Source organism: Haloarcula sp. S1AR25-4 (genome assembly GCF_031624555.1).
Classification (GTDB): Archaea; Halobacteriota; Halobacteria; order Halobacteriales; family Haloarculaceae; genus Haloarcula; species Haloarcula pellucida.
The window spans coordinates 96,618-110,586 of sequence record NZ_JAMQOR010000002.1 but is presented as its reverse complement, the minus strand read 5'-3'; the positions used below and the strand labels follow the sequence as shown (position 1 = coordinate 110,586).

The following is a 13,969-nucleotide window of genomic DNA, read 5'->3' as shown; positions in this document are numbered from 1 at the left end:
AGGATTATCCCGCTCCGGACCCAACCAGCGGCCATGCGCGTCGCCGTTCTCGGTGCCGGATACGCCGGCCTGACACTCGCACGGTCGCTCGAACGGACACTCCCCGAGGCCGTGGACCTCGTCGTCGTCGACGAGCAACGTGATCACCTCGTCCAGCACGAACTCCATCGAGTCGTCCGACGGCCGTCGCTCGCCGACGACATCACCGTCCCGCTGACCGACGTGCTCGACTGTGAGGTTCGGCGGGCCGAAGTCACGGGCCTCGACGCCGACGACGGGCGCACGACGCTCCGGGCGGCCGACGGGGAGGAGACGCTGGACTACGACGTCGGCGCGGTGTGTCTGGGTGCCGAGACGGCCTACTACGACCTCGACGGGGTCCGGGAATACGCGACGCCGCTGAAGCGCCTCGACCACGCCGAGACAATTCGCGCGGACTTTCTCGAACTCGGCGACGGTGACAGGGTAGTCGTCGGCGGGGCGGGCCTCTCCGGCGTGCAGGTCGCCGGCGAACTCGCGGCGCTGGCCGACGAGGAAGCCGTCGACGTGGCGGTCGTCCTCGTAGAACAGGCGGCCCACGTCGCGCCGACGTTCCCCGAGTCGTTCCAGCGAGCGGTCCACGACTCGCTACTCGACGCCGGCGTCACCGTCCACACGGGCACCGGTGTCTCGGGGGCCGACGCCGACGCCATCGCGCTCGAATCCGGCGCGGACCTCGCCTACGACCAGTTCGTCTGGACGGGCGGGATTCAGGGGCCGGAGGCGCTGCACGACGAGCGACCGGTCGTGCGGGCGGACCTCCGTCTGGGCGAGTCGACGTTCGCCGTCGGGGACGCCGCCCGTGTCGTCGACAGCGACGGTGAAGCGGTGCCAGCGAGCGCCTCGGCCGCAATCCGTGAGGCCCGCGTCGCGGCGGACAACGTCGCGGCACTCGTCGACCACCGTCGCGACGGCGACGACGGGTTCGAACCGCGCCTGACGCAGTACAACTTCGACATGCCGGGGTGGCTCGTCTCCGTGGGGAACGACGCCGTCGCGAAAGTCGGTCCGACGGTGTTGACCGGCCGGGCGGCGCTCGCGCTGAAGACGACGGTCGGTGCGGGCTATCTCGGTAGCGTGGGTGCCATCCAGAACGCGACGGACCTCGTCCGGGAGGAACTGAACGTGGCCGTCGACGAGGCCGACGTCGACGCGGACGTGCCGGACGTCGTGGACGTCTCGGAGAAGTAGGCCGCTTCAGTCCTCGCCGGTCGCCGATTCGAGGGCGTCGTCCGGTTCGACCCAGATGACGAACTGGTCGTGGTCTTCCCGGTCGACGACGCCGCGGACGTACTCGGCGTCGACCGGCGGGTCGTTGACCTCGGATTCGGCGACGGGGACGACCTGCCGAACGTTGTCGACGACCCATCCGACCGCGCCCTGTTCTTCGAACATATCGGGGTCGAAGACGACGATGAGGTCCTGACTGCCGTCCGCGTCGATGTCCATCATCTCTTTCGGTTCGAGGATGGTCGTAATCTGCCCGCGCAGGTCGACGACGCCCTCGACGTAGTCGGGGGTGTTCGGGACTCTGGTCACCGCGTCCCGTTTGACGATCTCCTCGACGTACTCGATGTCGAGACAGTAGTACTCCTCGCCGAGTGCGAACTCGAGGACCCGGACGAGTTCCTCCGTCTGTGTCGATTCCTCTTCCAGTGCGGCGGCGCGGGCCCCGCCCTCGGTTCGGCCGACGTCGCCGGTCGCCATCGCCTCCTCTAGAAGTTGCTGGTCCGGGAGTTCGACGCCGGTCGGCCCCTGCATCGGCGACGCCGTCGCGGAGACGTCGCCGGTCTGTGTCGCGGGCGTGGCGTCGGCGTCGCCACCCGTAATCTCTTCGGCGGCGGCCGCCGCTCGCTGGGCGACTTCGGCCGGGTCGACCTCGGCGTCCGACTCGTCGGTCACCGCCGCCTCGGTGCCGGTTCCGTCGACCGATTCGTCGGCAGGTTCGGCCGCCGTGTCCTCGGCCGTCTCCGTCGTCGGTTCCTCGGACGCCGACTCGCCGTCCGACTCGGCCTCGGCCGCTCCGTCGCTCGCGGCGTCGGCCTGTTCGTCCGTCGGCGCTGCCGATTCGTCGTCGTCCCTGTTCCCCGCGCGCATCTTGCTGATGCGCTCTGCTCGGTCCATGCGGTCGTCGTCACTCATGCTGTTACCTCTGTGTAGCCGAACTGCTCGTCGAACGTCGCGGCGACGTCGCTGAAGACCTCGGCCATGTCACAGCGCTCGTCGGTCGCGAAGATGGATTTGCCCTCGGTGTAGGCCCGCTGGAGCGCGACGCGCTTGCGGACCTCCCACACGGGACTGTCCGGGAACGCGGCGTCGAACCACTCCAGCATCATCTCGTCCTCGGACGTCGTCTCGATACGGTTCGCGACGACACCCAGCGTCCCGACGGTGGTCCCGGTCTGGCGCTCCATGGCGGCCATCTGGTCCATCAGGAGTTCGATGGCTCGCTCGGAGGTGGCTTCGGCCAGCGCCGGGATGAGGATGTGTCCCGCGGCGAACACCCCGGTGTCGGTCAGTTTGCCGTAGAACGGCGGCGAGTCGATGATGACGTAGTCGTACCCCGACACCGTCGAGAGCGCACGGTCCAGCGTGTCCAGCGCGTGGTCGCCGGTCACCGTCTCCGGCGTGACGTTGAGGGCGAACCCGGCCAGCGCCGCCGGGTCGACGCCGTGATCCTGCGTTCGGACCCGGGCGATGAGGTCGGCGATGGTCAGTTCGTGTTCCGCCTGGAGCATGTCGATGCTGGAGGGAATCACGTCCATCTCCTCGTGTTCGACTACGAGGTCGCCCAGCAGCGAGGGGTCCCGCGTCAGCGCGTCGAACAGTGTCGGTGGCTGGGCGTCGTAGGCGTCGGTCAGCCCCAGTCCTTCCGTAGCGTTGCCTTGCGGATCGAGGTCTACGAAGAGGACGTCCCGACCTCGGTCGTTCAACGCACCGGCTACGTTGATGGCTACCGTCGTCTTACCGGTCCCGCCCTTCGCGTTGGTCACGCAGATACGGGCCGGGTCGGTCGTTGCGTGCCGACTCATCGTCGAAGTGGCTCCACCTCGGTCGTGGGTCCCTATAAAAATACGCCCCCGATTATCAACCGCGTAATTCGGGTATCAGCGACGGAATCGACTGGCAAGGGGCGTGAGCGAGTGTCTGACGGCCGTCAGACGGGTGCAAGATTTAACTTGACGTAGGTGAAACAGTTGTGCCATGACTATCAACCCGCGCGACTACGATCTAGACGAGTTGCGCAAGATGGCCCGCAAGCGCGGCGATCGTAACGGCGGGCTGGGTGAGGACGAGGAGGTGCCCGACCCATCAAATCTCGAAATGGGACTCGAAGACGCCGACGAAGAGGTACTGGCCGGCAGTTCCTTCCGGTCGGGGCTGTACCGCGAACTGCTCCCGTTCCTCGCGGGTGACAGTCAGGAGAAACCGTATCTCGCCTCGCTCCCGGAGACGTACGCCGCCGAGTTCGTCGTTTTCGAGTGGCTCGAGTTCCTGTTGATGCACTCGGGGTATCAGGGCGCAGACGAGGCACTGGCCTACTACGAGTCCATCGATTGGATAACCGAGACGGTCGAGTCGGACCTCTCCGATTACCTGCTGGGCATCGATGAGTCCGCCACCAACGACGGCAACGACCTCAGCGTCGACGACCACATGCTGAGTCTGGTGTACATCGCGAAACTCACCGCGATGACGTAGGGCCGGGTCGCTATCAGCGCTGATTCTTGACGTGAGGTTATATACCGAGGCGGCGACAACACGCCATCGTACATGAGTGACGACGACGCGGAGGCAGGCGGTGGGAGCGGCCGTTCGGTGCCGATCGGTGTGAAACTGGGTAGCACGCGGACGGTCATCGCCCTCCCCGACGAACACGGGACCGAGAACCGCATCATCAAGACCCTGACCTGCATGGCCACCTACGAAGACGCGCTGACCGGCGAGGAGAAGATCCTCTACGGCGAGGAGGCGGCCCGCGAGTACCCCGACCGAGTGCAGTACATGCTCCGGTCGGGCCTCCCGGAGGACGAAGACCGCGCGGCGATGACCAAGACGTTCTTCGAGGCGCTCATCGAGGAGAACGACATCCCGGCCGACAGCGGCGTCGTCTACGCCATCCCGACCATCGACAACCCCGCTGGATTGGACAACCTCAAAGACGTCATCGAGGGGTCCTCTATCGGTCTGAGTATGGTCGAGAGCTATCCCGAGTCGCTGTGTGGCTCGATTCCCGCCTTCGGCGACGACCTAGAGGCCATCGACGAGATATTCATCTCGGTCAACATGGGGTCGACCAACCTCGAAGCCTCCGCGTACCGCCGGGGCGAGCAACTCGCTCCCTTCACGACGGGCGCGGTCACCGGCAACGAAGTCGACCGGATGATAGCGAACTACGTCGAAGAAGAGACGCAGGGCCGGGTCAACATCGACACCCAGACCGCCCGCGAGTACAAGGAGGCCCACGCCGACTTCGTGGAGTTCGAGCCGTTTACGGACATCATCCAGCAACCCGGTGGCGGCACCCACGAGTTCACCATCGAGCGCTCGGTGATGGACGCCGTCGACGAGTATCTGGACGACGCCGTCGACGAACTCGCCAACACGTTCCTGCCGGAGCTAGCAAACGACTACATGAAGGTGTACCAGTTGGCACTGGACCGTCCCGTCGTCCTCACGGGCGGGATGGCCTGCATCCCCGGCATCGTCGAGGAGTTCGAGCGGCGACTCAGCGAGGAACTGAACCGAGAAATCGAGGCGACGGCCGCGGACGAACCGGACGTCGCACCGACCGTCGGCGCACAACGTATCGCCGCACGACTCGTCGAGAACAGCTAATCAGCCGCTCCAGCAGTCGAGCCACTGCTCGATGACCGGTCGCATCGCTCGGTCGCGCCGTGGGCGCTTCCCCGAGAGAATATCGAACACGTCGGTGTCGATTCGGACGGCGAGTCGCCCCTCGACACGGTTCTGTCCCCCGCTGTGGTCCGTGGTATTCAGCCGTACCCGTGGCATGGAACTGGCTATGGTACCCTGAGTTGTAAACCTCAGTCAGACGCCCGTCTGCCGTCTCGGCGACGAGCGGACGACACGAAATTGTGAGACGGGCCCGGCTCTCGCGACCGAACTGTCAGGTCACTGATTAATCCGAAAAATTCCACCTAGTATTATCGGATTAGATGAGTGAGTATCATAGTCACCGACGCTGTAGGCCGTATCGATGGGTCAGGTTATCAAGGTAGATAATCGAGGGGGTACGCTGCCAGACGTACTCACTCGGACCGGACAGGGTGGGTTCCTGTCCACGGGCTATCTCCGCGACCAACCGGCAGCGGCGGTACTCGACGACGACGAGACACCACAGTTCGTCCTCACGAACCGCAAGAACGGCGTCACTATCGAGTCGCCGGATTCGACCGACCACGTCACGCCCGGAAGCGGGTATCGGACGGTCGCCGTGCTGACCGACCGCCGCGTCGTCGTCTTGGTGGGCGACGCGGACGGCGACACGCAGTTCGTGGTGCCGCTGGTCGAAATCGAACAGGTCGAACACACCACGAGTATCCGGCGTGGTCGACTCACCTTCCGCCGCGAGGGCGGGTCGACGTGGCACGTCCACACCGGGACCGACGGACTGGCCGAGGTTGCCGACTACCTCGCCGCCGCGTCACAGGCGTGGATACGCGTCGAGAACGAATGCAACAGGGTCACACAGACGCTCGTCACCGCCACGGACTACAGAGACGACGGCGAGTACGACGAGGCGCTTTCGACCGCTGAGAGTGCCGAGGACCACCTCGAAACTGCGCGGGCGACGGCGCTCCGGTTCTCGACGGCCCGGCCCGGCGATGCACTCCGGAAGCGACTGGACCCCGTCGAATCGCGCTGTGTGAACACTGTCGCAGAGATCCGGGTCGGCCGCGCCAGACAGGCCACGGACGAGGGCGAATCCCTCTGGCGCGAAGACGACTACGAGGCCGCCTACGAGGCCTACGAGCGGGCCCGTGAGGAGTACGAAGCGGCGCTGGCACTCGATCAGACCCGTCTCGACGACGTCGACGGGATACGCGAGGAACGGGAGCGCCTCGACCGCATCGTCGGCCACCTCGAACAGTCCCCGCTCCGCCACGCCGTCAGGGCCGACAACGCGGCCGTCGACGCGGACGACCCGGCGGTCGCGGCCGACCGCTGGACAGAGGCGATGGCTCACTACCGGCGCGTGCTGGAACTGGACTGGGGTAGCGGTGACCGGCGCTTCGCGGGTGACCCCGAGAAGGTGCGCGAGCGACTCGGGACCGTCGCGGAGCAACTGACCGGGGCCCAGCGAGCGATCGCCGTCGACGCGATGCGGGCCGGCGACTGGTACAGCGACGCCGAGCAGTACGATGCGGCCCTCACGGAGTTCGAGGCCGCTGCAGAGGCTTTCGAGACGGCGCTGGCGACCGCCCGAGACTGCTACCCGGACGCGGTCGACCACCTCGAAACCGAACGGGACGCGGTCACACAGCGTATCGAGCGAACCGAGGCGATACTGGCCGGGGACGAGGTCACGGACCACATCGAGGGCGGCGTGGAACCGGCCGATTCGGTGACAGCGACCATCGGTGATCCGGTTCCCGACGACGACGGTCCCACGGCCATCGAGGCGGCTATCGAGGCCGCGGAGTCGGAGTTCGGGCCGTCGCTCACCGGACAGGGTGCGCCCGAGTCGACGACGGAGCGCCTTCGATCGCTCGACCGGCAGGAACTGACGGCGGTGGTCGCCGACGCACTCGACGAGACGGTGTGGTCGACCCAGCGCGGGGCCGGCGAGTCGCCGTTTGACCTTCTGGTCCGGCGGGACGACGGCGACGTGATGGGTGTCGTCGTCGAGGACCCCGAGGCGGACTCGGTCGGCGCGGCCACACTCGACCGCTGTGCCGACCTCGCGTCCTCGGACGACGCCGACGCGGTGTTGCTCGCGGCGGCGGTCCCCTTAGAACAGGAACACTCCTCGCTCGCGGGCGACCGGGAGGTTCGAGTCCTCGATGGCGACTCGCTCTCGGCCATCGTCGACGCGCAGGACGTCGCCTTACCCGAGTCGACGCGGCGCATCCTCGAAGAGTGACTGGCGGGTACTCCCCGAATCCGCGCGAGCGGGTGGCCAGACCAGAGACCAGACAGACGAGTCGACCGCCCGCTGTCCCGTCGAAGTCCCGGGATTCGGACTGCGCAGGACCGCGATCCGGCGTATAGGCCCGACCCAGCCCGGTTTGCCGATATGGGGGCGTTAAATTAAACGGAATTTGCATGGGGGAAGCAACGCTTAATACCGCCCAAAGACCATCATCAACTATAATGTACTGTTCGAACTGCGGTACACGGATGACGTACAACGACGAGACGACGAAACTGACAGAGTTCGTCTGCCCGAACTGTCACGACACGCTCATCGACTGGAAGGCCGAGGCTCGGAACGCGCGTATCGACTGACGGGACGGCACCGTCTTCGCCGGTAGGACGGTGCTTCCGCCGACCCACTCACGATCGGTCAGTAACAGACACGAACGATTGCCGAATGTTTTTATATTTGAGAGGGTGAGTACCTCCAATGGTAGAGTCGCGACGCGTCGGCTGCCTGTTCGTCGACTCCTGTTCCGACGAACAAACGGCAGCGTACGAATGGTGCGAGGAGGCGTTCGACGACGTCGAGCGGTGTTCTCTCGCAACTGTCGACCCGACCGACTACGACGTGCTCTGGTGGCACCGTGACGACCCCTTCGACGGGGCGGCCGTTGCGGGCCCCCAAGGGGAGGCACTCGCCGCCTACGTCCGGTCCGGTGGGTCGCTCCTGCTGACTCTCGGCGCGATGGCCGCCGTCGAACCGCTCGGCTTCGACGCGGTCGGTCCCGACGCGGTGGGCTGGGAGGAGATTCCGGAACCCACGGGTCCGCTCTGGAAGACCCTCTATGCCGACCACCCGGTCGCAGAGGGGTTCGACACGCTCAGAGTCCACACCCGCGGCCCCGGGATAACGGTGCCCTACGCGCGCTATGAACACGTCGCGCCGATGGAGGGTGACGTTCTCGCCAGCACGGTGCGGGGCGACACCGACGTGGTGAAAGGAATGGCCACTGTCGTCTGGGAACCCGGCGACGGCCACGTCCTCGGCATCGGTTCGGCCGTCTCCTTTCGCCAACCGACCCACGACATCTGTCACCGTAACCGCGAGACGCTGGTGTCGAACGCGCTGGGGTACCTCGCCGACGGCGACGGTGTTCGGTTCACCGGTCGTCCGAAAGACGTCGAGACGCTTACCGCGATGCGCGAGGGGCTGGCCGACGACCCGCTCCGGCCGACGTTCCACGTCACCCCGCCGGCCAACTGGCTCAACGACCCGAACGGACTCATCCACTGGAACGGGCGCTATCACCTGTTCTATCAGTACAACCCGACCGGGCCGTTCCACAACACGATTCACTGGGGCCACGCGGTCAGCGACGACCTGATACACTGGGAGGACCGGCCGGTGGCGCTCTCGCCGTCGCCGGACGGTCCGGACCGCGACGGCTGTTGGTCCGGGTGTGCGGTGGACGACGACGGCACCGCGACCATCCTCTACACCGGCGGCCGGGACAAGAAACAGTTGCCGTGTATCGCGACGGCGGCCGACGAGACGCTCTCGTCGTGGGTCAAGGACCCCGCGAACCCCGTCATCGAGGAGACGCCCGCCGAACCCGAGGTCCTGCGGACCGAGGACTGGGAAGGCGAGTTCCGCGACCACTGCGTCTGGCGCGAGGACGGCGTCTGGCACCAGCTCATCGGCGCCGGCATGGAGGGCGGCGGCGGCGCGGCCCTGCTGTACGTCTCCGAGAACCTCCGGGACTGGGAGTACCGCGGTCCCATCCTCAGCGGCGACCGCGACACCGCCGGCACCGTCTGGGAGTGTCCCGAACTGCTGGACTTCGGGGACCGACACCTCCTGCACGTCTCGAACTACGAGGACGTGGTGTACTTCCTCGGTACCTACGACGACGGCGAGTTCACCGCCGAGCGCCGGGACAAACTCGATCACGGCGACTTCTATGCACCCCAGTCGATGTGGACGGACGACGGCCGCATCCTCACGTGGGGCTGGATTCCCGAGGCGCGTGACGTAAGCGCCCAGTGGGACGCGGGCTGGTCCGGGACGATGTCGCTCCCGCGCGAACTGACGCTGGCCGACGACGGCGGCCTCTGTCAGCGGCCCGCGCCGGAGCTGACGGCCCTCCGCGGGGCGAACACCCACCACGACGAACTCCGCCTGTCGAGCGGCGACCGACAGCGCGTAGACGTCGAGAGCCGGGCGTTCGAACTGCGCGCGACTGTCCGACTGGAGGACGCCGAGGCCGTCGAGCTCTCCGTGCTGGAGACACCGAACCGGGCCGAGCGAACGCCGATTCGCTACACGCGCGACAGCGAGATGTACGTCGACCGCACGGAGTCGAGCCACGACCCGGAGGCGACCACCGCCACCCAGCGGATGCGGGTCACGCCGTACGATTCGCCGCTCTCGCTGCGCGTGTTCGTAGACGGCAGCGTCGTCGAGGTGTTCGCCAACGAGCGCCACTGCCTGACCAGTCGCGTCTACCCGACCAGCGAGGACGCCACGGGCATCTCGCTTGCGGCCGACGGCGGGCGTGCGACCGTGGCGTCGCTCGACGTCTGGGAGATGCAGAGCGCGTGGGACGCAGAACGCGAGCCGAGTGTCCGCGAAAAACCGTCGACCCGTCCCTGAGTCAGTCCTCGGAGACGTAGCCGCCGCGGCCGTCCTCGTCGGTCCGCGCTCGACGAATCAGTTCTCGCTCGGTCGGCGGTAGTTCCTCACCGGCCATCGGGACGTGCCAGTGACCGAGCTTCCCGATGATACGCGTCTCCGTTCCCTGCACGTCCAGTCGGAGCGTCGGCCCGAGCGTCCCGCCGAACCGGCGCATCTGTTCGGACTCCGGGAGGTGAGCGATCTCGTCGAGCGTCTCGCCCGCGAAGTCGAAGTAGTTGAAGAAGCTCTGTACGAGCACCTCGTCGTCGTGAGGGAACGCCATCCACGAGTACGACTGGAACGGTGCGTTCTCGGGGTTAGTGACGACGAGGCCCGACTCGTTCAGCGGGACGTAGTCGCCGCGCAGTTCCTCGGCGACGAAACCATAGAGCGCGTCGTACCCCTCGAGTCCCGGCGCGAACGTATGGAGGTGACTGGAGACGAAGAGGTAGTACAGGTCGTCCTTGTAGACGATGTGGGGGCGTTCGAGTTCCTGATTGACGCCGACGGCGTCCAACAGCGGGTCTTCGAGTTCCCACGAGAGCGGGTCGCCCGTCGGCGAGCGTGCGATGCCGACGCTGCCGTTGTACCCCTGCTGGGCGGCGTCGCCGTCACAGACGTCGCTCCCTTCGGGCACGGGGGAGTTGGCCTCGAAGAGGAGCCACGTCTCGCCCGTCTGGGGGTCCTCGAAGAACCACGGGTCGCGGAACGTGTAGATCATCGCGCGCGATTGATCTTCGCGCTCGTACCGGTCGCCGTCCGGACGGAGCAGTTCGTGGTGGGTCCACGGGCCGCGAAGGGCGAACCCCTCGCTCGTGTCGACGGTGCCACCGCCGGCCCCGACGATGCGCTGGGAGTACGTCAGGTCCTCGGCCCCTTCCTCACCAGCGGCGGTGTAGAACAGGTAGACCGACCCGTCGTCGTACAGCGCGGAGCCGGCCCACTGGCGCTGGCCCAGTGCGTCCTCGAAGACGGGGCCGCCGTCGTGCCAGTTGCGGCCGTCAGCAGAGTAGAAACAGCGGACGCTCGCCACGTCGTGGCGCTTACCCGGCAGGAGGTCCGATGGCGCGGTCAGCGAGAAACAGACGCGGTAGCCGTCGACCTCGGCGAGGGTGCCGTCCCGGTTCCGGAGGAACCACGTATCCCAGATGTGGAGATGGGGTATCTGGTCGCTCTCGGGCGGGTAGACGATGGGCCCCACCGTCTCGTCGGTCCGTTCGATGCGTGCCGCTTGCTCACGTGTCCAGCCGGCGCGGGCTCTGAAACCGGGTACCCCGTCGCCGAGCGAGTGGTCGTCCATGCATCCGTGTGCGTCCACGACCGGGATAAGGGTTTCTGGATGACTACAACTGCTGTTGTATACGCGTTTCTGATCGGTTCTCCGTGTGCCTACTCACGGGCCTCGCCGAACTCCTCGGCCTCGACTCGCGAGAGACGCATCGCGTTGCCGGTGACTCCGACGGTCATCCCCGCGTCGCCCAGCAACACCGCCAGCGCGACGCCGACGTATCCGGTGACCGCACCGACCGCCAGCAGGAGTTTCAGGCCCAGACTGGACCAGACGTTCTGCCGGATGACGCCGGTGGCCTTCTTCGAGAGGGTGGCGAGATAGGGCAGTCGCCCGATGTCGTCGCCCAGCAGGGCGATGTCGGCCGTCTCGATGGCCGCGTCGCTGCCGGCCGCGCCCATCGCGATACCCACCGTCGCCGTCGCCAGCGCCGGCGCGTCGTTGACACCGTCGCCGACCATCGCCACGCTGTCGTACTCGCCTAGCAGTTCCTCGACGGCGGCCACTTTTTCGTCGGGCATGAGTCCTGCCCGGTAGTCGGTGATACCGACCTGTTCGGCGATAGCGCGGGCCGTGCGCTCGTTGTCGCCGGTGAGCATCACCGGTTCGATACCGAGGTCGCGTAGACGCGCGACCGTCTCGGCGGCGCCCGGGCGCAGTTCGTCGGCGACGGCGACGATACCCTCTAGCGAGTCCTCCGTCCCCACCAGCACGACGGTCTTGCCCTCGTCCTGCAGTCGGGGGATGGTGTCCTCGACGAGGTTGAGACAGCCCTGTCGGTCACACATCTCCCGGACCTCGCCGGCCAACTCGCCGGAGGGGTCGACGACGTGGGCGTGGTCGAGTTCGAAGCCGAGGTCGTCGAACAGGCCGGGCTTGCCGGCGTAGTGGCGCGTCCCGTCGAGCGTCGCCTGCACGCCCTCGCCGGTCAGGCTCTCGAAGCTCGTCGGTTCGGTGACTTCGACGGCCGCCGCCTCGGCATGGGCGACGATGGCCTCGCCGATGGGGTGTTCCGACCGGGCTTCGAGGCCCCGCGCACAGCGCAGGACGTCCGTCTCGGTCCGGTCGCCGACGGGGACGACGTCGGTGACGGAGAGTTCGCCCTTCGTGAGCGTCCCCGTCTTGTCCAGCGCTATCGCGTCGACGCCGCCCATCGCTTCGAGGTGGGTCCCGCCCTTCACGAGGACGCCGTGGCGGGCGGCGCTGGTGATGCCCGCGACGACGGTGACAGGCGTCGAGATGACGAACGCACAGGGGCAGGCGAGCACCAGCAGGGTGATACCGGTGACGAACCACTCCAGCCACGGTGCGCCCAGCAAGAGGGGCGGGCCGACGGTGACGGCGATGGCCAGCGACACCATCAACGGCGTGTAGTAGTTCGAGAACCGCTCGACGAACTGCTCGCGGTCGGTCTTCTTCGCCTCGGCGTCCTCCACGAGGCGGATGACCTGCGAGAGGGTGTCCTCGCCCGGCGGCGCGGTCACTTGCAGTTCGAGGTAGCCCCCCTCGTTCATCGTCCCGGCGTAGACGGCGTCCCCCGGTTGCTTGTCGACGGGGACGGACTCGCCGGTGACGGGCGATTCGTCGACGGCGGACTCGCCTTCCAGAACGTCGCCGTCGGTCGGTATCTTCTCGCCCGGCCGGACGACGACACGGTCGCCGACGGTCACCTCGTCGACGGGGACCGTCACTTCCTCGCCGTCCCGCACGACAGTCGCCTCGTCGGGTGCGAGGTCGACCAGTTCCCGGAGGGAGTTGCGTGCCCGGTCCATCGCGTACCCCTCCAGCAACTCGGCGATGCTGAAAAGCACTGCGAGCGTCGCCGCCTCGACGTACAGGGTCTCGTCGCCGACCAGCGAGGCGGTGATGGCGCCGACGATGGCCGCCGACATCAGGAAGTCGATGCCGAGGTTGCGCTGCCGGGCGGCGACCACTCCCCCGCGCAGGATCTCCTGTCCGGCCGCGGCGACCGCTCCCAGAAAGAGGAGGTCCGCGAGGACGAACTCGACGAGGCCGACCGGTCCGACCGGACCGACGGTGGCGACCGGTATCGGGGCCAGACCGAACTCGGCGACGAGGCCGACGGCGAGCAACACGCCGCCGACGGCCGTCTTCTTCGCGCGGGCCGACCGCCAGACCGAGGCGCGGGCCTCGCTTCTGGGCACGTCCGCCTCGTCGTCGTCGCTCGCGCCCTCGACGGCGTAGCCCGCCCGTTCGACGGCCGAGACGAGCGTCTCTCGCTCGACGGCGCCGGGGTCGTAGGTCACTACCGCGATACCGCTCCCCGGCCGCGTGTCCACGGATTCGACGCCCGGCAGGTCGGTCATCGCCGAACCGACCGTCGTCGCACAGGACGAACAGTCCATCTCCGGGACACGGAGGCGGAGCGTGCGCGTATCCTCGCTGCTCATATGCGAGGGTAGACGACGGTGTCTTATTAATCCAACTGCTACAAAACGGGGTACAGTTGGTCGAAATTATTAAAAAATCCGCGATGAGTTATTATCGATCTTCGACGGCGTCCTCGTCCTCGGGCAGGCCCACGCCCTCGGGGGCGCTGATGTCGAGCGGCCGGATCCACTCGTACCAGATGTACACGACCCCGAGGCCGTAGCCCAGCGCCCAGACGGCGCTGCCGACCCACGGATACCCCATCTGGCTCAGGAACCCGTTCGCGAGGCCGGGGACGATTACCACGGCGGCGATGGTCACGGCGAGCGCTATCGTGTCGTCGCGGTTCATCGACCCTTCACCACCGCACGGAGGACAGTCATGGGTTATCGTACGTACTTGCTCGGCTTAGGCGTGGCGTTTGCCGCCACGCCGGTGACTACCGGACCGTCTCTCGGCCGCAACATAGCCGC

11 protein-coding genes are annotated in these 13,969 nt (G+C 67.0%); 5 read left to right on the top strand and 6 right to left on the bottom strand.

All coding sequences use genetic code 11. The features are described 5' to 3' along the window. Window positions 1-33: 33 nt before the first annotated feature. Complete coding sequence (locus NDI85_RS09200; protein WP_310915596.1) at window positions 34-1,230, top strand: FAD-dependent oxidoreductase; 1,197 nt, start codon at window positions 34-36, stop codon at window positions 1,228-1,230. A gap of 6 nt (window positions 1,231-1,236) precedes the next feature. Here NDI85_RS09200 and NDI85_RS09195 read toward each other — a convergent pair whose 3' ends face one another. Beyond that, entirely contained in the window at window positions 1,237-2,181 is a 945-nt protein-coding gene (locus tag NDI85_RS09195; protein WP_310915595.1) for a chemotaxis protein CheW, read from the bottom strand. Beyond that, a complete protein-coding gene (locus NDI85_RS09190; RefSeq protein WP_310915594.1) occupies window positions 2,178-3,071 on the bottom strand; it encodes a ParA family protein in 894 nt (297 codons plus the stop codon). The genes NDI85_RS09195 and NDI85_RS09190 overlap by 4 nt, the downstream gene beginning before the upstream one ends. 172 nt (window positions 3,072-3,243) lie before the next feature. On the opposite strand from NDI85_RS09190, the gene NDI85_RS09185 reads away from it, so the two are divergent. Then, window positions 3,244-3,741, top strand: a complete 498-nt coding sequence (locus NDI85_RS09185) for a FlaD/FlaE family flagellar protein (protein ID WP_188998447.1) — start codon at window positions 3,244-3,246, stop codon at window positions 3,739-3,741. Between the two features lie 72 nt (window positions 3,742-3,813). Continuing rightward, a complete protein-coding gene (locus NDI85_RS09180; protein ID WP_166971443.1) occupies window positions 3,814-4,878 on the top strand; it encodes a rod shape-determining protein in 1,065 nt (354 codons plus the stop codon). Here the strand turns inward: NDI85_RS09180 and NDI85_RS09175 are convergent, their stop codons facing one another. Next, on the bottom strand, window positions 4,879-5,055 hold the full coding sequence (locus NDI85_RS09175) for a hypothetical protein (RefSeq protein ID WP_310915593.1): 177 nt from the start codon (window positions 5,053-5,055) through the stop codon (window positions 4,879-4,881). A gap of 205 nt (window positions 5,056-5,260) precedes the next feature. Here NDI85_RS09175 and NDI85_RS09170 point away from each other — a divergent pair, with 205 nt between their 5' ends. Then, a complete protein-coding gene (locus NDI85_RS09170; protein ID WP_310915592.1) occupies window positions 5,261-7,147 on the top strand; it encodes a hypothetical protein in 1,887 nt (628 codons plus the stop codon). 483 nt (window positions 7,148-7,630) lie between these two features. After that, entirely contained in the window at window positions 7,631-9,796 is a 2,166-nt protein-coding gene (locus NDI85_RS09165; RefSeq protein ID WP_310915591.1) for a GH32 C-terminal domain-containing protein, read from the top strand. A gap of 1 nt (window position 9,797) precedes the next feature. Here the strand turns inward: NDI85_RS09165 and NDI85_RS09160 are convergent, their stop codons facing one another. The 3 genes from NDI85_RS09160 to NDI85_RS09150 form a co-directional block, all read right to left on the bottom strand. Then, window positions 9,798-11,117 (bottom strand): glycoside hydrolase family 68 protein, encoded by a 1,320-nt coding sequence (locus NDI85_RS09160; protein WP_310915590.1) that lies wholly within the window; start codon window positions 11,115-11,117, stop codon window positions 9,798-9,800. An 89-nt stretch (window positions 11,118-11,206) separates the two neighbouring features. After that, window positions 11,207-13,516, bottom strand: coding sequence for a cation-translocating P-type ATPase (locus NDI85_RS09155; RefSeq protein WP_310915589.1), 2,310 nt, complete (start codon window positions 13,514-13,516; stop codon window positions 11,207-11,209). Between the two features lie 91 nt (window positions 13,517-13,607). After that, entirely contained in the window at window positions 13,608-13,847 is a 240-nt protein-coding gene (locus NDI85_RS09150) for a hypothetical protein (protein ID WP_188998429.1), read from the bottom strand. Window positions 13,848-13,969 lie beyond the last annotated feature (122 nt).